This window comes from Telluria sp. GW821-FHT07G12 (genome assembly GCF_059418525.1).
The window spans coordinates 1679386-1697693 of the sequence record NZ_JBWKQA010000001.1 but is presented as its reverse complement, the minus strand read 5'-3'; the positions used below and the strand labels follow the sequence as shown (position 1 = coordinate 1697693).

General features: G+C 64.8%; 20 protein-coding genes. 10 read left to right on the top strand and 10 right to left on the bottom strand.

All coding sequences use genetic code 11. The features are described 5' to 3' along the window. Positions 1 to 13: 13 nt before the first annotated feature. Positions 14 to 232 carry a (2Fe-2S)-binding protein gene (locus AC07PE_RS07840; protein ID WP_498762825.1) on the bottom strand — a complete coding sequence of 73 codons (219 nt, stop codon included), beginning with the start codon at positions 230 to 232 and terminating at the stop codon, positions 14 to 16. 203 nt (positions 233 to 435) lie between these two features. Between AC07PE_RS07840 and AC07PE_RS07835 the strand changes: the two genes are divergently transcribed. From AC07PE_RS07835 to AC07PE_RS07825, 3 genes are read left to right on the top strand one after another with little or no spacing between them, the layout of a single operon-like run. Further along, entirely contained in the window at positions 436 to 702 is a 267-nt protein-coding gene (locus tag AC07PE_RS07835; RefSeq protein ID WP_230029700.1) for a FeoA family protein, read from the top strand. Between the two features lie 12 nt (positions 703 to 714). Then, a complete protein-coding gene (feoB, locus tag AC07PE_RS07830) occupies positions 715 to 2613 on the top strand; it encodes a ferrous iron transporter B (RefSeq protein ID WP_498762824.1) in 1899 nt (632 codons plus the stop codon). A gap of 1 nt (position 2614) precedes the next feature. After that, on the top strand, positions 2615 to 2878 hold the full coding sequence (locus AC07PE_RS07825) for a DUF6587 family protein (RefSeq protein WP_498762823.1): 264 nt from the start codon (positions 2615 to 2617) through the stop codon (positions 2876 to 2878). Here the strand turns inward: AC07PE_RS07825 and AC07PE_RS07820 are convergent. From AC07PE_RS07820 to AC07PE_RS07810, 3 genes are all read right to left on the bottom strand, one after another. Beyond that, positions 2853 to 3746 (bottom strand): DUF72 domain-containing protein, encoded by an 894-nt coding sequence (locus tag AC07PE_RS07820; protein WP_498762822.1) that lies wholly within the window; start codon positions 3744 to 3746, stop codon positions 2853 to 2855. The genes AC07PE_RS07825 and AC07PE_RS07820 overlap by 26 nt on opposite strands. A 65-nt stretch (positions 3747 to 3811) precedes the next feature. After that, complete coding sequence (locus AC07PE_RS07815; RefSeq protein WP_498762821.1) at positions 3812 to 4396, bottom strand: hypothetical protein; 585 nt, start codon at positions 4394 to 4396, stop codon at positions 3812 to 3814. Between the two features lie 135 nt (positions 4397 to 4531). Next, entirely contained in the window at positions 4532 to 6439 is a 1908-nt protein-coding gene (locus AC07PE_RS07810) for a CocE/NonD family hydrolase (RefSeq protein ID WP_498762820.1), read from the bottom strand. A 148-nt stretch (positions 6440 to 6587) separates the two neighbouring features. Here AC07PE_RS07810 and AC07PE_RS07805 point away from each other — a divergent pair, with 148 nt between their 5' ends. From AC07PE_RS07805 to AC07PE_RS07795, 3 genes are read left to right on the top strand one after another with little or no spacing between them, the layout of a single operon-like run. Beyond that, positions 6588 to 7259 carry a glutathione S-transferase gene (locus tag AC07PE_RS07805; protein ID WP_498762819.1) on the top strand — a complete coding sequence of 224 codons (672 nt, stop codon included), beginning with the start codon at positions 6588 to 6590 and terminating at the stop codon, positions 7257 to 7259. A gap of 4 nt (positions 7260 to 7263) precedes the next feature. Beyond that, positions 7264 to 8040, top strand: a complete 777-nt coding sequence (locus tag AC07PE_RS07800) for a 5'-3' exonuclease (RefSeq protein ID WP_498762818.1) — start codon at positions 7264 to 7266, stop codon at positions 8038 to 8040. Between the two features lie 16 nt (positions 8041 to 8056). After that, positions 8057 to 8440, top strand: coding sequence for an ANTAR domain-containing response regulator (locus AC07PE_RS07795; protein WP_498762817.1), 384 nt, complete (start codon positions 8057 to 8059; stop codon positions 8438 to 8440). 1 nt (position 8441) lies between these two features. Here the strand turns inward: AC07PE_RS07795 and AC07PE_RS07790 are convergent, their stop codons facing one another. The 3 genes from AC07PE_RS07790 to AC07PE_RS07780 form a co-directional block, all read right to left on the bottom strand. After that, positions 8442 to 8918 (bottom strand): chemotaxis protein CheW, encoded by a 477-nt coding sequence (locus tag AC07PE_RS07790; protein WP_498762816.1) that lies wholly within the window; start codon positions 8916 to 8918, stop codon positions 8442 to 8444. 198 nt (positions 8919 to 9116) lie between these two features. Further along, entirely contained in the window at positions 9117 to 10226 is a 1110-nt protein-coding gene (mnmA, locus tag AC07PE_RS07785; protein WP_498762815.1) for a tRNA 2-thiouridine(34) synthase MnmA, read from the bottom strand. Between the two features lie 19 nt (positions 10227 to 10245). After that, positions 10246 to 10752: an NUDIX hydrolase gene (locus AC07PE_RS07780; protein ID WP_498762814.1), complete on the bottom strand. Its 507-nt coding sequence runs from the start codon at positions 10750 to 10752 to the stop codon at positions 10246 to 10248. Positions 10753 to 11010: 258 nt separating this feature from the next. Here AC07PE_RS07780 and AC07PE_RS07775 point away from each other — a divergent pair, with 258 nt between their 5' ends. The 4 genes from AC07PE_RS07775 to AC07PE_RS07760 all read left to right on the top strand — a co-directional run bounded on the left by AC07PE_RS07775 (position 11011) and on the right by AC07PE_RS07760 (position 15022). Then, on the top strand, positions 11011 to 12123 hold the full coding sequence (locus AC07PE_RS07775) for a Re/Si-specific NAD(P)(+) transhydrogenase subunit alpha (RefSeq protein WP_498763021.1): 1113 nt from the start codon (positions 11011 to 11013) through the stop codon (positions 12121 to 12123). Positions 12124 to 12259: 136 nt separating this feature from the next. After that, complete coding sequence (locus AC07PE_RS07770) at positions 12260 to 12604, top strand: NAD(P) transhydrogenase subunit alpha part 2 (protein ID WP_498762813.1); 345 nt, start codon at positions 12260 to 12262, stop codon at positions 12602 to 12604. Next, positions 12601 to 14058, top strand: coding sequence for an NAD(P)(+) transhydrogenase (Re/Si-specific) subunit beta (locus AC07PE_RS07765; protein WP_498762812.1), 1458 nt, complete (start codon positions 12601 to 12603; stop codon positions 14056 to 14058). Before AC07PE_RS07770 ends, AC07PE_RS07765 begins: the two co-directional genes overlap by 4 nt. 121 nt (positions 14059 to 14179) lie before the next feature. Beyond that, positions 14180 to 15022, top strand: coding sequence for a class I SAM-dependent methyltransferase (locus tag AC07PE_RS07760; protein WP_498762811.1), 843 nt, complete (start codon positions 14180 to 14182; stop codon positions 15020 to 15022). Between the two features lie 69 nt (positions 15023 to 15091). On the opposite strand, the gene AC07PE_RS07755 is transcribed toward AC07PE_RS07760, so the two are convergent. Genes AC07PE_RS07755 through murU form a run of 3 tightly spaced genes read right to left on the bottom strand, consistent with a single transcriptional unit; the run spans position 15092 to position 18302 of the window. Further along, entirely contained in the window at positions 15092 to 16240 is a 1149-nt protein-coding gene (locus tag AC07PE_RS07755; RefSeq protein WP_498762810.1) for a UbiH/UbiF/VisC/COQ6 family ubiquinone biosynthesis hydroxylase, read from the bottom strand. Between the two features lie 11 nt (positions 16241 to 16251). Further along, positions 16252 to 17586: a Xaa-Pro aminopeptidase gene (pepP, locus tag AC07PE_RS07750; protein WP_498762809.1), complete on the bottom strand. Its 1335-nt coding sequence runs from the start codon at positions 17584 to 17586 to the stop codon at positions 16252 to 16254. Continuing rightward, a complete protein-coding gene (gene murU / locus AC07PE_RS07745; RefSeq protein WP_498762808.1) occupies positions 17583 to 18302 on the bottom strand; it encodes an N-acetylmuramate alpha-1-phosphate uridylyltransferase MurU in 720 nt (239 codons plus the stop codon). The genes pepP and murU overlap by 4 nt, the downstream gene beginning before the upstream one ends. Positions 18303 to 18308 lie beyond the last annotated feature (6 nt).

The window sequence follows — 18308 nt, the reverse complement described above, 5'->3', positions numbered from 1 at the left end:
CTAAGGCTCCGGGTCAGGCAGCCACGCCGACCGCCGGGCTGCGGCGCAGCTCGGTGACGGTGGTGGTCGATTCGAGGTGCTCGTTCATCACTTCGCGGGCGTAGCTGACGCACTTGCCGCAGCAGGTGCCGACGCCCAGTTCCTTGTACAGGTCGGCCATCGAGCTCAGGCCCATTTCGACGGCCTGGCGGATTTCACGGTCGGAGATGTTGTTGCAGACACAGACGATCATGGTCTTTCTTTCTCAGTTGTCTGGTATATAATGCGAATCATTCTCATTCAGGTTTGTATTCTGCTGGAGCTTAAACCTGAATGCAAGCGTTTTGTGGTGTCCTTGAGGCAGAGTGAACACAAGTAGACAAATCGCAAATAGAAATAATTCGCATTTAGGTTTATGATGCTCACATCGTCTCATCAGCGCCGGAATCGACAACCATGACTCTTGCTCCCACCCTGACCACCCTCGACGCCTTGAAGGCCGGCCAGAGCGCCACCGTGATCCACCTCGCGCCCAGCCAGGGCCATGGCGGCGACGGCGCCGACGTCTCGCGCCGCCTGATGGAACTCGGCTTCGTCCCGGGCGAACGCATCCGCATGCTCAAGCGCGGCCTGCCGGGCGGCCCGGTCGCGGTCAAGGTCGGTCAATCCACGTTTGCACTGCGCCGCTTCGAGGCGGCGCTGGTCTCGATCCAGCCGGAATAAACGGAACATACAATGGGAGCAGTAGAACAGCAGGTCCAGGCGGCGACCTCTTCCAGAGCGCCGCTGATCGCCCTGCTGGGTAATCCGAACTGCGGCAAGACCGCACTGTTCAACCGCCTCACCGGCGCACGCCAGAAGGTCGCGAACTACGCCGGCGTCACCATCGAACGCAAGGAAGGCAGCTTCACCCTGCCGGGCGGCCGCGCCATGCGCGTGCTCGACCTGCCGGGCGCCTACAGCCTGTCTGCCCACACCCCCGACGAAGCCATCACGCGCGACGTGGTCGCCGGCCTGCGCGCGGGCGAGCAGGCGCCGGACGCCGTGGTCTGCGTCGTCAACGCCACCAACCTGCGCCTCAACCTGCGCCTGGTGCTGGAAATCCAGCGCCTCGGCTTGCCGATGGTGCTGGCCCTGAACATGGTCGACGTCGCCAACAAGCGCGGCATCGAGATCGATACGGCAAAACTGTCGCGCGAGCTGGGCATGCCGGTGGTCGAGACCGTGGCCGTGCAGTCCGGCGGCGAGAAATCGCTGCTGAACGTCCTTGAAACGCTGTCCTTCGATACGCCCGTCAAGCCGCGCGCGCTCAGCGCCATCGACGCCGTGCCGGTCGAGGAGACCCAGCGCGAAGTCCGCCGCATCATCGAAGCCTGCGTCAGCTTCGACAAGGACACCGGCAACCTGTCGGAGCAGATCGACCAGGTCGTGCTGCACCCGGTACTGGGCCCTGCCATCCTGGCCGTGCTGATGTTCCTGGTGTTCCAGGCCGTGTTCAGCTGGGCCGCGGCGCCGATGGACCTGATCAAGAGCGGCGTCGAAGGCCTCGGCGCCTGGATCGGCGCCAGCATGGCCGACGGTCCCCTGAAAAGCTTGATCGTCGAAGGCATCTTCGGCGGCGTCGGCAGCGTGCTGGTGTTCCTGCCGCAGATCCTGATCCTGTTCTTCTTCATCCTCGTGCTCGAAGACTGCGGCTACCTGCCGCGCGCGGCCTTCCTGCTCGACCGCATGATGGGCAGCGTCGGCCTGTCCGGACGCGCCTTCATTCCGCTGCTGTCGTCCTTCGCCTGCGCGATTCCCGGCGTGATGGCGGCGCGCACGATCCAGAACCCGCGCGACCGCCTGGTGACGATCATGATCGCGCCGCTGATGACCTGTTCCGCGCGCCTGCCCGTGTACGCGCTGGTGATCGCCGCCTTCATCCCCAACCGCGAGCTGGCCGCTGGCATCAACCTGCAAGGCCTGGTGCTGTTCGTGCTGTACGCAGCCGGCATCGTCAGCGCGATGGGCGTGGCCTGGTTCTTCAAGCGCACCGCGCGTGCCAAGGGCCAGCACCCGCTCATGCTCGAGCTGCCGGCCTACCACTGGCCGCACCTGCAGAACCTGGCCCTGGGCCTGTGGGAACGCGCGAAGATCTTCCTGACCCGCGTCGGCACCGTGATCCTGACCCTGATGGTGCTGGTCTGGTTCCTGTCCAGCTTCCCGGGCGCGCCGGAAGGTGCGATCCACCCGCCGATCTACTACAGCGTGGCCGGCATGCTGGGGCGCGCACTGGCGGTCATCTTCGAGCCGATCGGCTTCGGCTGGCAGATCTGCATCGCGCTGGTGCCCGGCATGGCCGCACGCGAAGTCGCGGTGGGCGCGCTCGGCACCGTGTATGCGCTGTCGTCCTCCGGCGACGACGTGGCCGGTTCGCTGGCGCCGCTGATCGCCAACTCGTGGAGCATGGCGACCGCACTGTCGCTGCTGGCCTGGTACGTGTTCGCGCCGCAGTGCCTGTCGACCTTGTCGGTGGTGCGGCGCGAGACCGGCAGCATCCGCTATGCCTTCCTGATGGCTGGCTACATGTTCGCGCTGGCCTACACGGCCTCCTTCATTACCTACCACGTGGCGCGCTACGTCCTCGGGAGCTGAGATGAGCGCCCAGCACCTGGTGGTCGGCCTGATCGTGCTGCTGGCGGCGCTTTACGCCGCCAGCAAATACCTGCCGGTGTCATGGCGGCGCAAGATCGTCTACAAGTTCTCGGACGGCTCCGGCAAGGGTTTATTGGCCCGCTGGCTGGACAAGGATGCGGGCTGCGGCAGCGGCTGCGATACCTGCGGGACCTGTGCGCCGGAACCGATGCCGGAGAAGGACGAGCAGGGTAGAAAAATCATCCAGGTGCACCTGAAGCGCTGACGCTGTTCACCAAGGCGATCAGGCGTCTCGCATCGAAGGGCGCGCGCACTTTGATGTCGTTGTCGAAGTAGCAGTACACATCCCGGCTCTTCGCCTTCGGCGGCGCCACGCTCGACACCAGCCGCGCATTCTCCGGCTGCCTGCCCTCGCTCCACAAGCGGATTTTCGACGCCCAGCGCGCCAGCGACTCGTCCTCATAGCCGCTGGCATACAGCTCATGCTCGCCATGCAGGCGGATGTAAATAAAATCCGCCGTCACGTCTTCCCAGTCCGGCCATTTGCCGGCGGTGTCGGCCACCACCAGTGCCACGTTATACCTGCGCAGCATCGCGATGAAAGCCTCGTCGCGGAAGCTCACATGGCGTACTTCCACGGCGTGCCGCAGCGGGCGCACGGCGTCGATTTCCAGCAGCGAGCGTCCTTCAATCTTGGCGTCGTGATGGCGTGCTATGTCCAGAGCCTGGCCGGTGTCCTGCGGCAGCAGCGACAGAAAATGCTCGGTCTTCTCCGGGTCGAAGCGCAGCTGCGGTGGGAACTGCCACAGGATGGGCCCGAGCTTTTCGCGCAGCGCGAACACGCCGGACGCCAGCACATTCGCCAGCGGCGTCTCGATGCCGCGCAGCTTGAGCATGTGGGTGATGAAGCGGTTGCCCTTCACGGCGAAAATGAAGCCGGGCGGCGTGGCCGCATACCAGGCCTCGTAGCTGGATGGCCGCTGCAGCGAATAGAAGGAGCCGTTGATCTCGATGGTGGGCAGCTCACGCGAGGCGTACTCCAGTTCGCGCGCCTGCACCAGCCCGCGCGGATAGAACATGCCGCGCCAGGGTTCGTAACGCCAGCCCGAGATGCCGATGAAGATGTCGCCCATGCCTGCGATAGTAGGGCGGGGGCGGGCGGGGCTCGGTGCGTTGACGAACCCTGCCCGCGATCGGATCAGGCAGCGCTCTTGATCGGGACCGGCTGCGCGCGCCGGCGCCACAAACCGACCGCCCCCAGCCCTGCCGCCAGCATCGCCCAGGCAGGCGCCTCCGGCACCGGCGACACCGGCGAAGCCGACACCATGTTCAAGACCGTGTTCTCGTTCCAGAGCAGGTGGTGTTCGGACGTGTTGTAGGGCGTGATCTGGTAGTCGTAACTCAGCTTGCCGGATTCGATCAGGTGGCCGCCGCTGTTCCAGCCTTCGGGGTCGCTGCCGTATTCGCCGAGGCTGAAGGACAGGCCCTGGTTGGGCGAGAAGACGAAGCTGTCGGCGCCGCAGTGGTAGTAGGCATTGCTGCCGGCAGCGCAGGCGATGTAATCCATCGAGCCGATGGTGAGCGAACTCAGTTCGCCGATCTCGAGGACGCCGTCGGCATTCGCGTCAATGCCTGTGAAGGAGCCGGCGATCTGCATATCGGGCAGGAAGGTGGCGGCTTCCTGGTCGTAGAAGCCGGTGTAGGTGAAGGTCCAGTGGGCGGATTGGGCGTGCGCGAGCGCACTGCCTAACAACAGGGCGGTGGCGGTAAACAGGTGCTTCATGGTGGACCTCGCAAGGGTGCGGGCTACGAGGCTCTAAGCCCGCGGTGAACGAAATGCTGGGTTCAGCCTACACCTGTTTGTGTCGAAAGTCCTGCTCATCTTTAACATTTGTCGCCGACCGGCCACATGCTGTGGCTACTTCACGACGGGCAGCTCGATCGCGCTTTCCATGCCCGGCGCGTGGTAGACCCGCTGGGTCGCCTTGCGGTAGTCGCCCGGCTTCGCGTGGAAGATATTCGGCACGAAGGTCTGCGGGTTGCGGTCGTAGAGCGGGAACCAGCTGGACTGGATCTGCACCATGATGCGGTGGCCCGGCAGGAACACGTGGTCGACGTTCGGCAGCGCGAAGCGGTAGCGTTCCGCCTTGTTGGCCGGGATCGCGGCCGGCTTGTCGAAGCCCTGGCGGTAGCGGCCGCGCAGGATGTCCATCGCGATCGGCAGCTGGTAGCCGCCCATTTCCGGCTGGGCCGCCACTTCGTCCGGGTACACGTCGATCAGTTTCACGACCCAGTCGCTGTCCGTGCCCGAGGTCGAGGCGAACAGGTTGACCATCGGCTCGCCGGCCAGGGCCAGGGGCTCGCTGAGGGGCGCGCTCACATAGGTCAGCACGTCCGGGCGATCCGAATACGAACGCTGGTCGGTCACCAGCCAGGGCTTCCACACCGTGCCCTCACTCATGCGCACGGGACGCGGCACGAAGGGCACCGGTTTCATCGGATCGGACACGTATTCGTCGAAGGCGGCATTCTTGCTGTCCGCCTTGTCGAAGCCGAGACCAAAACCAGGTTTCAGGTACATCGTGGTCGAACTCGGGACCAGCGGCCACTGCTCCAGCCGGCGCCAGCGGTTTACGCCGGTTTGATACGACCACACCGGCGGCGTGTCGAACTTCGGCGCGCCATCCTTCAGGTACTGGTTAAAGAAGGGCAGCATGACGTCGCGGCGGAATTGCTGGGCGGTGTCGCCGGTGAATTTCAGCGCGCCCAGCGAGGAGCCCTCGTAGTTCACGCCGCTGTGGCGCCAGGGGCCGACCACCAGCGAATTCATGCGGTTGTCCTTGTCCTTCGGTTCCACCGCCGCATAGGTCGCATAGGCGCCGTAGATGTCTTCCTGGTCCCAGCGCCCGACCGCGGTCATGGTCGGCACCGTGAGCGGCTTCTTGGCCAGGATGCGGTCCAGCGCCTGCTCCTGCCAGAAGCTGTCGTAGGCCGGGTGCTCGAAGATCTTCTTCGTGAAATTCAGCTGGTCGACGCCATACAGGTGGGCGAAGTCGGCGGTCGAGCCGGCGCGCAGGAAAGCGTCGTAGTCGTCGTAGGTGCCGGTGACGATATGCTCGCCGGCGCCGCGCGCGGAGTTCTGGCCGGCGATGTATTCGAGGTTGGTGTTACGGAAGGCGCCGTTGTGGAACCAGTCGTCGCCGCGCCAGCCGTCAACCATGGGACTCATCGGCACCGCTGCCTTCAGCGCCGGGTGCGGCTCGACCAGCGCCATCAGCACCGTGAAGCCCTCGTAGGACGAACCGACCATGCCGACCTTGCCGTTCGATTCCTTCACGTTCTTCACCAGCCAGTCGATGGTGTCCCAGGCATCGGTGCTGTGGTCGACCTGGGTATTGTTCAGCGGGCCGCGCACCGGGCGCGTCATCACGTAGTCGCCTTCGGAACCGTACTTGCCGCGCACGTCCTGGAACACGCGGATGTAGCCGTTGGCGATGAAGGCGTCGTCGCCGTCGCCCAGGATGGAACTGATGTGCGGGCTCTTCATGCGCGCGGTGCGGCCCGAGGCGTTATACGGCGTGCGGGTCAGCATGATCGGGGCGTGCGATACGCCTTTCGGGATCACGATCACGGTATGCAGCTTGACGCCGTCGCGCATCGGGATCATCACTTCCTGCTTGATGTAGTCGGCGTTCGGCAGCGTGATGGAGAATTTGTCGGACGGGATGTCGGGCGCCATGGCCGGCGTCTGGGCCATTGCCGCACCGCCGAGCGCGGCAAACAGCAGGGAAAGGGCGGACAGGGACGGCAGGCTGGGGCGCGGCATCGGGATCTCCAATGGATGATTAAGCAGGCAACATTGTTAAAAGTTGCATTAAAGCATAACTCAAAGCGCGAGCCTGCGTGCAATTGCCGTCCCAATCGTGCGTGCAACAATGCTAAGCTAGCGCCATTTCAAGCGACCCCGGCCTCTCATGATCATCGTCCATCACCTGAACAACTCCCGCTCCCAGCGCATCCTGTGGCTGCTGGAGGAACTCGGCCTGGAATACGAGATCAAAAAATACCAGCGCGACCCGAAGACGATGCTGGCGCCGCCGGAACTGCGCGCCGTGCACCCGCTCGGCAAATCGCCCGTCGTCCAGGACGGAGACATCATCGTGGCCGAATCCGGCGCCATCATCGACTACCTGGTCGGACGCTACGGCGATGGCCGCCTGGCGCCCGCGGCCGGTACGCCCGAGCGCATGCGCTACACCTATTTCCTGCACTATGCCGAAGGCTCGGCGATGCCGCCGCTGCTTTTGAAGCTGGTGTTCGATCGCGTCGAGAGCACGCCCGCGCCCTTCTTCGTGCGCCCGATCGCGCGCGCCATCGCCAACAAGGTCAAGGACAGCTTCGTGCTGCCGCAGATCCGCCAGCACCTGGCCTTCCTCGAAGGCGAACTGGCAAACCGTGCCTGGTTTGCCGGCGACGAATTCTCGGCGGCCGATATCCAGCTCAGCTTCCCGCTGGAGGCGGCCGCGGCGCGCGGCGGACTGGATGCGCAGTATCCGAAGCTGAGCGCCTTCCTCGAACGCATCCACGCACGCCCGGCCTACCGGCGCGCGCTCGAACGGGGCGGGAAGTACGATTTCGTGAAGTAAGCCTATGGCAAAGCTGCTGGCCATCGATGGCCTCAACATCGTCCGCCGGGTCTACGAGGCGAGTCCCGAGCCGGACTCCGACCTGAAGGCGAGCATCGCCCTGCGCCACGCCTTCTCGTCCTTCCGCAACGTGCTGGATGCGCATGCGCCGACCCACGTGCTGGCGGCCTTCGATTACGGCGGCCAGACCTGGCGCCACGCGCTGTATCCGCGCTACCGGGAAGGGCGCGCGCCCATGCCCTCGGACCTGCGCAATGCCCTGCCCGAATTCCACGAGCGCCTGCGCGAGGCCGGCCTGCACGTGCTGATGATTCCCGAGGTCGAGGCCGACGACGTGATCGCCACCGGCGTGATGCGCTGGCTGTCGGAAGGACGCGGCGACGCCGTCGTCGCCACCACCGACAAGGACCTGCACGCGCTGATCGCGCATGGGGCCCTGGTGTGGGACCATTTCAAGGGCGAGTGGCACGACGATGCCTGGGTGCGGAACAAATTCGGGGTCGCGCCCGAGCGCCTGCACGACCTGCTGGCGCTGATGGGCGACCCGACCGACGGCGTGCCGGGCGTGTCGAAGATCGGCATGAAGACGGCGGCGCGCCTGCTGAATGCCTACGGCGACCTGCAGGCCGTGATGGCCGGCGCCGGCATCCTCAAGACGCCGCTGGGAGAACGCCTGCGCGCCGAGCGCGACATCCTCGAGGTCTCGCGCAAGCTGGTCGAGCTGAAGACCGACGTGAAGCTCGGGGTGACGTGGAATATGCTGGCGTACGACGCCTTCTGATGACAAGGAAAGAACGATGCTGAAGGCAGTGATTGTCGACTCGAACGCGATTTCGCGCGGCCTGCTCAACACCGTGCTGATGGACGGCGGCTACGAAGTGGTCGGCCAGACCCACACCAGCCATTCCGGCTTCGTGCTGGCGCAGAAACACCATCCGCACATTTTCTGCATCGCGCGCGAGCAGGTCGAGGATGGCAACGACGTGGTCGAGCAGCTGCGCGCCAAGCTGCCGAAGACCATGATCTTCATGGTGTCCGGCACGCTGGACGCGCCCGCGGTGCAGGCGGCGCTGGCGCGCGGAGTGCAGGGCTTCATCGTGAAGCCTTTCAAGGCGGATGCGGTGCTCAAGACGATCCGCAACACGGTGCTGGCGATCGTCAAGCAGCACCGCGGGGGCTGACTCAGGCGCTGCGCGCGGCGGTCAGCAGGCCCATCTCTTCGGAGCTGAGCAGCTTGTCGATGTCGAGCAGGATCAGCATGCGCTCGCCAACGGTGCCCAAGCCCATCAGGTAGTCGGCGGCGACGCTGGCGCCCAGGTCCGGCGCCGGCTTGATCTGGTCCGGCGTCAGGGTCACGACGTCCGACACGCTGTCGACCACCACGCCGATCGTGTGGCCGTTGATGTTCAGGACGATCACCACGGTGAAGGCGTCGTAGGTCGGATTGCCGACATTGAACTTGATGCGCATGTCCACGATCGGGACGATGATGCCGCGCAGGTTGACCACGCCCTTCAGGTAGTCGGGCGCGCTCGCGATGCGGGTGACGTTGTCGTAGCCGCGGATTTCCTGGACCTTCAGGATGCTGAGCGCGTACTCTTCGCCGCCCAGCCGGAACGACAGCACTTCTGTCGTGTTGCTAACGATGCCTTCAGCCATTACTGTTCCCTGTGCTCTTCAATTATTTTGCCGTGTGGCAACTTTGGTGAAGATTACGGCATTTCGACCGAGAGTTCGATGGAGAAATGGCAAGCGTGGGCAAATTTCGTGAAATTTTGCGGAGAGGATGCAACAGTTGCTCATCCGTCGTGCCGGGCATTGCCCGACCCGACTTCCCGCGAAAGCGGGAATGACGAATCAGACAGCGCTGGCCTGGTCGATGATGCCGCCGCCCAGGCAGACATCGCCGTCATACAACACTGCCGACTGCCCCGGCGTCACCGCCCACTGCAGCTCGTCGAAGCGCAGGGTGAAGCGGTCCAGGCCTTCGGGCGCCACGCTGCAGGCCACGTCGGCCTGGCGGTAGCGGGTCTTGGCGGACAGCGCGCGTGGCTCCGGCGCTTCGCCGGCGATCCAGCTGGCCTGGCCCGCGCCCAGCTCTGCGGAGAGCAGCCACGGGTGGTCATGGCCCTGCACGATGTACAGGGTGTTGTTGGCGATGTCCTTGCGCGCCACGAACCAGGGCTCGCTGGTGCCGTCCGCGTTCTTGTGCGACTTCAGGCCGCCGATGCCGATGCCTTTTCTCTGGCCGAGCGTGTAGAAGGACAGGCCGACGTGCTCGCCGACCGTCTGGCCGTTATCCAGCTTGATCGGGCCCGGCTTGTGCTGCAGGTAGCGGCCCAGGAATTCGCGGAAGGGGCGCTCGCCGATGAAGCAGATGCCGGTCGAATCCTTCTTGGCGGCGTTCGGCAGCTGCAGCTTCTCGGCGATCTTGCGGACTTCGGTCTTGGCGATCTCGCCCAGCGGGAACAGGGCCTTCGACAACTGCGCCTGGTTCAGGCGGTGCAGGAAGTAGCTCTGGTCCTTGGTCGAGTCGAAGGCCTTCAGCAGCTCGAATTTGCCGTTGCCGGTGTTCTGGCGCACGCGCGCATAGTGGCCGGTCGCGATCAGGTCGGCGCCCAGCTTCATGGCGTGGTCGAGGAAGGCCTTGAATTTGATCTCGGCGTTGCACAGCACGTCCGGATTCGGCGTGCGGCCGGCCTGGTACTCGCGCAGGAATTCCGCGAACACGCGGTCCTTGTATTCGGCGGCGAAGTTGACGGCCTCGATGTCCACGCCGACCACGTCGGCCACGCTGGCCGCGTCGATCCAGTCCTGGCGCGTGGAACAGTATTCGGAATCGTCGTCGTCTTCCCAGTTCTTCATGAACAGGCCGATGACTTCATAGCCCTGTTCCTTCAACATCCAGGCCGCGACCGAGGAGTCGACGCCGCCCGACATCCCGATCACGACTTTTTTCTTGCTCATTGTCTTTTCCAGCGATTGCTCAGGTTACGTCCGGTTGGAGTGGCAGTCCGCCATGGTAGACGGACTCATCTGTGTAGATCAGGTCCAGCGAGGTGCGCTTGCCGGCCAGGTAATCGTCCACGCATTTCAGCACGGTCGGGCTGCGGTGGCGTTCCTGGCAGGCCGCGAGCTCGTCGCGGGTCATCCACAGGGTGCGCAGGATACCCTCGTCGAGCGGCTGGTCGTACTGCTTGCCCGGCCTGCCGCAGAAGGTGAAGCGCAGGTAAGTGACGTCCGTGCCGCGCGACTTCGAGTGGTAGCGCGAGATGTACATGCCGACCAGCGCCTCGGGAATGAATTCGTGCGCGGTTTCTTCCATGGCTTCGCGGATGACCGCCTGTTCGAGCGATTCGAACGGATCGAGGTGGCCAGCCGGCTGGTTCAACCGGATGCCGTCGCTGGTTTCCTCTTCGATCAGCAGGAAGCGGCCGTCATCGCGCTGGATGATGGCCGCGACGGTCACCGATGGTCTGAAGGTATGGGTCATGCGCGTCCTTGAAAATGTGCCGACATTCTACCTTGATGAAAAGGTCGTTGCTTGCACGCACGCTGCATTGCAACAGTTCCGGCCAGGGTTTTCGCTTGATTTGATACAAAAAACAGTGGGATATGCCTAGGTCTGTAACACGTTGGGCTGGAAAATTGCCGATCTGTTTACGAAATACCACTGATCGGTATTGACAACGGCTCTTGTCCACTTTGGCATGCTAGATTGTAGACAGTTTATCAATTATACGGAGGCATGATGAAGATTGGTGTGCCGGCCGAGTCCAGGCCAGGTGAAACACGCGTCGCTGCAACTCCCGAAACCGTCAAGAAGCTGGCAGCCCAGCATGAAGTCATCGTGCAGGCCGGCGCCGGCCTGCATGCTTCCGTGATTGATGATGCCTACGTGGCCGCCGGTGCCCGCCTCGGCAGCGCCGAGGAAGCCTTCGGCGCCGAGCTCGTGCTGAAGGTGCGCGCCCCGAACGCGGACGAGCGCACCCTGATGCAGCCCGGCGCCGCGCTGGTCGGCATGCTGAATCCCTTCGATACCGAAAACCTGGCGGCGATGGCCGACAAGCGCCTTACCGCCTTCGCCCTCGAAGCCGCGCCGCGCATCACGCGCGCGCAGTCGATGGACGTGCTGTCTTCGCAGGCGAACATCGCCGGTTATAAAGCCGTGATGCTGGCCGCGAACGCTTATCAACGCTTCATGCCGATGCTGATGACGGCCGCCGGCACCGTGAAGGCGGCGCGCGTGCTGATCATGGGCGTCGGCGTGGCCGGCTTGCAGGCGATCGCCACCGCCAAGCGCCTGGGCGCCGTGATCGAAGCGTCCGACGTGCGCCCGCCCGTGAAGGAGCAGGTGGAATCGCTGGGCGCCAAGTTCATCGACGTGCCTTTCATTACCGACGAAGAGAAGGAGATCGCGCAGGGTGTGGGCGGCTATGCGCGTCCGATGCCGGCCGACTGGATGCGCCGCCAGGCCGAACTGGTGCACGAGCGCGCGAAGCTGGCCGACATCATCATCACCACCGCGCTGATCCCCGGCCGCAAGGCGCCGGTCCTCATCTCCGAAGACACGGTAAAGGCCATGAAGCCTGGCTCCATCATCGTCGACATGGCGATCGAGCAGGGCGGCAACTGCCCGCTGACGGAACTCGGCAAGACCGTGAACAAATACGGCGTCACCATCATCGGCGAGCCGAACCTGCCGGCCATGGTGGCGGCCGACGCCTCGGCCCTGTATGCGCGCAACGTGCTCGATTTCCTGAAACTCATCGTCGACAAGGAAGGCAAGCTTGCCATCGACCGCGAGGACGAGATCGTGCGCGCCGTGATGGTGTGCGCCGACGGCGAAGTGCTACGTAAATAACACCTAACGTCATTCCCGCGCAGGCGGGAACAGTGCCACTGGCACTATTCCCTCCATACACAGCGTGCACATCGCCTCAGCATGGATTCCCGCTTCCGCGGGAATGACGGTAACCGGAATTCGGAAGGAGCAGAGAATGGAAATCAGTCACACGATCATCAACCTGATCATCTTCGTGCTGGCGATCTACGTCGGCTACCACGTGGTGTGGACCGTCACGCCGGCCCTGCACACGCCGCTGATGGCGGTGACGAATGCGGTGTCGGCCATCATCATCGTCGGCGCCATGCTGGCGGCCGGCCTGACCGAGGGCCTTACCGGCCAGGTCGCGGGCACGCTGGCCGTGGCGCTGGCGGCGGTCAACGTGTTCGGCGGCTTCCTGGTCACCCAGCGCATGCTGGAGATGTTCAAGAAGAAGGAACCGAAGGCTTCCCGCGATGCGAAGGCGGCGCCCGCCGTCCAGCAAAAGGAGGCTGCATGAATTTCATCAGCATGAATGTGGTGACGCTGCTCTACCTGGTGGCGTCGGTCTGCTTCATCCAGGCGCTGAAGGGCTTGTCGTCGCCGTCGACGGCGCGCATGGGCAATGTGTTCGGTATGAGCGGAATGGCGATCGCCGTGGTCACCACGATCGCCTTGATGTTCAAACTGCAGGAGCAGATCCGGACCGGCGGCATGGGTTTTGGACTAGTGCTGCTGGGCGTGGTGGTGGGCGGCACGATCGGCGCGATTGCCGCACGCCGCGTCGAGATGACCAAGATGCCGGAACTGGTGGCCGCCATGCACTCGCTGATCGGCCTTGCTGCCGTCTGCATCGCGATCGCCGCCGTGTCCGAGCCCTGGGCCTTCAACATCGCCGCCCGCGGCGCCGCGCTCCCCTTCGGCAACCGCCTGGAGCTGTTCATCGGTACTTTCGTCGGCGCCGTGACCTTTTCCGGTTCCGTGATCGCCTTCGGCAAGCTGGCCGGCAAGTACAAATTCCGCCTGTTCCAGGGCGCGCCGGTGCGCTATCCGGGCCAGCACCTGATCAACCTGCTGGTGGCGATCGCCATCGTCGCGCTGGGCCTGGTGTTCTGCTTCTCGGATGGCGTGGCCCCGGCCTGGACACCCTACATCGTGATGGCCGTGCTGTCGTTCGTGCTGGGCGTGTTGATCATCATCCCGATCGGCGGCGCCGACATGCCGGTGGTGGTGTCCATGCTGAACTCCTACTCGGGCTGGGCGGCGGCGGGCATCGGCTTCTCGCTGAATAACTCGATGCTGATCATCGCCGGCTCGCTGGTGGGATCGAGCGGCGCGATCCTCTCGTACATCATGTGCAAGGCGATGAACCGCTCCTTCTTCAACGTGATCCTGGGCGGCTTCGGCGGCGAGGCCGCAAGTGCCGACGCCGGGGCTGCCCGTGAGCAGCGTCCGGTCAAATCCGGCTCGCCGGAGGACGCCGCCTTCATCCTGCAGAACGCGGAATCCGTGATCATCGTGCCGGGCTACGGCCTGGCGGTGGCGCGCGCCCAGCACACGGTCAAGGAGCTGGTCGACAAGCTGACGGCACACGGCGTGACCGTGCGCTACGCGATCCACCCGGTGGCAGGCCGCATGCCGGGCCACATGAACGTGCTGCTGGCCGAGGCCGAGGTGCCTTACGACCAGGTGGCCGAGATGGAAGACATCAACGGCGAGTTCGGCCAGACCGACGTGGTGCTGGTGCTGGGCGCGAACGACGTGGTGAACCCTGCCGCCAAGGATCCGAAATCGCCGATCGCCGGCATGCCCATCCTGGAGGCATACAAAGCCAAGAGCATCATCGTCAACAAACGTTCGATGGCGTCCGGGTATGCGGGCCTGGACAACGACTTGTTCTACCAGCCGAACACGATGATGGTGTTTGGCGATGCGAAGAAGGTGATCGAATCGATGGTGAAAGCGGTAGAGTAAGTAGGTAGAAGCGGGCGCGGCCAACCGTGCCGCGTCCGCCACAGATTTGCGTATCGTCCACGGCTGCATTTGCGAAGTTGATATATTGGATCGGTTGTCTACACCCTTCGTAGAGGCAGCCATGCAAAAAATCAACTATCTCAATGTTGGTTGCGGCAAGAAGTTTCACCCGGCGTGGACCAATGTCGACATGGCCTCGAGCAGTCCGCACGTCGAGGTCCACAATCTCCTGCATGGGTTTCCCTATCCCGACAACCAGTTCGACGTCGTCTACCATTCCCAGGTGCTGGAGCATGTCCCCAAGGACAAGGCGCCCGCGTTCGTGGGCGAATGCCTGCGGGTCCTGAAACCCGGCGGCGTGCTGCGCGTGGTGGTGCCCGACCTGGAAAACATCGCCATCGAATACCTGCGCCACCTGAAGGAAAACCTCGAGCATCCGAGCGCAGTCTCAAGCGCCAACTACGACTGGATCCTGCTCGAGCTGTTCGACCAGACCGTGCGAAACCGGCCGGAAGGCGAGATGGGAGATTTCCTCAAGCAGCCGCGTCTACCCAACGAGGATTACATCGTCGAGCGCATCGGGCATGTCGGCCGCAGCATCATCGAGCGCGGACGCAAGCAGGCGGACGGCAGCGCCGGCGCGCAAGCGGCGCCCCTGATGAGCAAGCTGAAAAAAGTCACGCCCAAGAAGCTGGCCAGCCACCTGCGCGTCAAGCTGCGCGACAAGCTGGGCAGCGAGGCCCTGCGCATCGGCGCCTTCCGGCTGAGCGGGGAAATCCATATGTGGATGTACGACCGCTATTCGCTTGGGAGGCTGCTGGAGCAGGCCGGCTTCACGAACGTGCGCCGGGTGGATGCGCACAGCAGTGCGATCCCGGACTGGCAGGCCTATGAGCTGGACGTCAAAGATGGGGCCGTGATCGACCCGACCTCATTATTCATGGAAGCGACGAAACCAGGCTAGGTACCGTGGGCTCGGGGAGCCCACCCTACAAGGGCCGGTAGGGTGGGCACCCCGTGCCCACGCAGCGAATCAGCGGCGGCCGAACATCATCAACTCGGCCAGCAGCATCCGCGCCGGCTTGACCGTATCCAGCGCCGCCAGCGCCAGCCCGAACAGCGGCTGCAGCGGCCCCTTGTCCGCAAACACGCGCGCCATGGTGTCGGTGGCGCGGATCACCATGCCGCGGTCGCCTTCGCGCTCCATCGCAAAGCGGTCGATCGCGGCTGGCGTCATCTCGCGCGCCAGCAAGCGCGCCAGCACGGCCGCATCGCGCAGGCCCAGGTTCAGGCCCTGGCCCGCCACCGGGTGCAGGGTCTGAGCCGCGTTCCCGATCGCCACCGTACGCGCAGTGGCGCGCGGGTCCGCGTTCAGGCCGAGCGGGAAGGCGACGCGTGGCGACACCTTCGTAAAACGACCGAGGCGCTCGCCGAAGGCCTCGCCCAGCTCGTGCAGGAATGCGTCTTCGCCCAGGTCAAGCAGGCGCTGGGCGCGCTCGGGCTGCACGCACCAGACCAGCGCGTACTGGTGGCCATCAAGGCCATCCTGCGGCAGCAGGGCCAGCGGGCCTTCGTCCGTGAAGCGTTCGAAGGCGCGGTGCGCGAGCGGGGCGCTGGTCGACACGCGGGCAATCACGGCGGTCTGGCCGTAGTCGCGCGTAATCGTCTTGTCGGCCTGCTCGCCGAACACGCCGCCTTCGGCCTGCACGGCGACTTGCGCCTGCACGCTGCGGCCATCGTCCAGCTGCAGCCGTACGCCGTCGGGACCTTCGTGGATGTCGGTCACGCGCAGCGGGCGCAGCACCTGCACGCCGGCGCGCTCGCAGGCGCGCGCGAGGGCGTCGACCACGTCGCCGTAGCGCGCCACATAGCCCAGCGCTTCGAGATCGTGCTCTTCGCGGTCCATCATGCTGCGGCCCAGGTGGCCGCGGCGCGATACGTGGATCTGGTGAATCGCCGTGGCAGGCAGGGGCCAGGCCTTGACGTCTTCCAGCAGCAGGCGGCTGCCCCAGGCCAGCGCGATCGAGCGTGGATCGGAGATGGCCTGGCCCAGCGACTTGCCGTCGATGAGGACGATGCGCTTGCTCGCTACGCCGCGCCGCGCCAGCAGGGCGGCCAGCGCCATGCCGACCGGGCCGGCGCCGCAGATGGCGACGTCGGCCACCAGCGTCTCTTCAGTCATCGTCTCGCTGCTCATACGCCCTTTCCAACCAATGCTTCGATTTCTTCCACCGTCTTCGGCGCGCTCGCGGTCAGGATCCGATAACCGTCCTCGGTCACGACCACGTCGTCCTCGATGCGGATGCCGATGTGCCAGTATGCTTCCGGCACGCCTTCCGCCGGGCGCACGTAGATGCCCGGTTCCACCGTCACCACCATCCCCGGCTGCAGCGCGCGCGAAGGTTTATCCGCCTGCGTCAGGTCGCGGTAGGCGCCGACGTCGTGCACGTCCATGCCCAGCCAGTGGCCGGTGCCGTGCATGTAGAAGGGTACGTGAGCTTTGCCTGCAATGGCGTCCTCCACGTCGGCATACTGGCCGGCCGGGATCAGGCCCAGGTCCAGCATGCCCTGCACCAGCACGCGCAGGGCTGCTTCGTGGAAGGCGCTGTAGGGGCGTCCCGGGGCGATGGCCGCGAAGGCCGCCTCCTGGGCCGCCAGCACCAGTTCATACAGGGTGCGCTGGGCTGGGGTAAAACGGCCGTTCACCGGGAAGGTGCGGGTGATGTCTGACGCATAGCCATCGAGTTCGCAGCCGGCGTCGATCAGTACCAGCTCGCCGTCCTGCATCAGGCGGTCGTTGACGTTGTAGTGCAGGACGCAGGCGTTCGGGCCGGAGGCGACGATGGGCGTGTAGGCCGGGAACTGGGCGCCGTTGCGGCGGAATTCGTAGAGCAGCTCCGCTTCCAGCGCGTATTCGTGCAGGCCGGGGCGGGCAGCGCGCATCGCGCGGGCATGGGCCTGGCCGGAGATCTCGCCGGCGCGCAGCATGGTCGCCTGTTCGCCTGCGTCCTTGATGAGGCGCATCTCGTCCAGCAGCGGTAGCAGGTTGTGGAAGTTAGAGGGCGCGGTCACGCCGCTGCGCGAACGGGCGCGCACCGCCTTGATCCAGCCTTGTACCTGGGCGTCCAGCGAGGCGCTGGAGGCGGTGGCGTAGTACAGCGCCGGTGCGTCGGCCAGCAGGTCGGGCAGGCGGGTATCGAGTTCGGAAATCGGCCAGGCTTCGTCCACGCCGAAGGCTGCGCGCGCAGCCTCGGGACCATAACGGTAGCCGTCCCAGATCTCGCGTTCGACATTCTTTTCGCGGCAGAACAGAATGGAACGCGCGGGGCGCTCACCGCAGGCGGCCACCAGTACCAGCAGGCTTTCCGGTTCACCGAAGCCGGTCAGGTAATAGAAATAGCTGTCGTGCCGGTAGGGGTAGTCGCTGTCGCCGTTGCGCAGTACTTCCGGCGCGGTAGGCAGCACGGCCACCGCGGCCGGCAGCATCTGCGCGGCCAGGCGCGCACGGCGTGCTGCAAAATTGGTCATGGCTTGGTTTTGGAGGCGTAGGGAGCGTTGAGTTCTTCCAGCTGGCGCATGGTGCCGACGTTGACCCACTCGCCGTCGTAGATCTCGCCGCCGACCCGTTTCTCATCGATGAACTTGCGCATGAGCGGGCCGAATTTCAGGAACTCGCCAGCCTTGACGCCGTCGAACATTTCAGGACGGTAGACGCCGATGCCGGCGAAATTCCACTTCGGCGAACCTTCGTTCGACAAGGTGTACATGGTCAGGCCGAAGTCGCCTTCCGGGTTGTGCCAGGGGTTGGGCGTCAGGTAGAGCCAGGCGATATCCCGCTTGTCGACGGGGATCGGTTGGCCCACCGCGTCATTGTCAGGAAGCGCGTCCAGCACCTGCTCGAAGTCGAAGTAGGGCGCGTAGATGTCGCCGGACACCGCCAGGAAGGGCTCATCGCCCAGCAGGTGCAGGGCATTGGCGATGCCGCCGGCGGTTTCAAGCGGCACCGGCTCGTGCGAGTAGACGATGCGCGCGCCGTAGCGGCTGCCGTCGCCCAGCTCTTCCTCGATCATGTGGCCGAGGTGGGAGTGGTTGATGACGATGTCCTTGATGCCGGCGCGGACCAGGTTCATCACGTGGTAGGTGATGAGCGGGCGGCCGCGCACCTTGAGCAGGGGCTTGGGGCAGGTGTCCGTCAGCGGACGCATACGCTCGCCGCGGCCGGCGGCGAAGATCATGGCTTTCATGCGTTC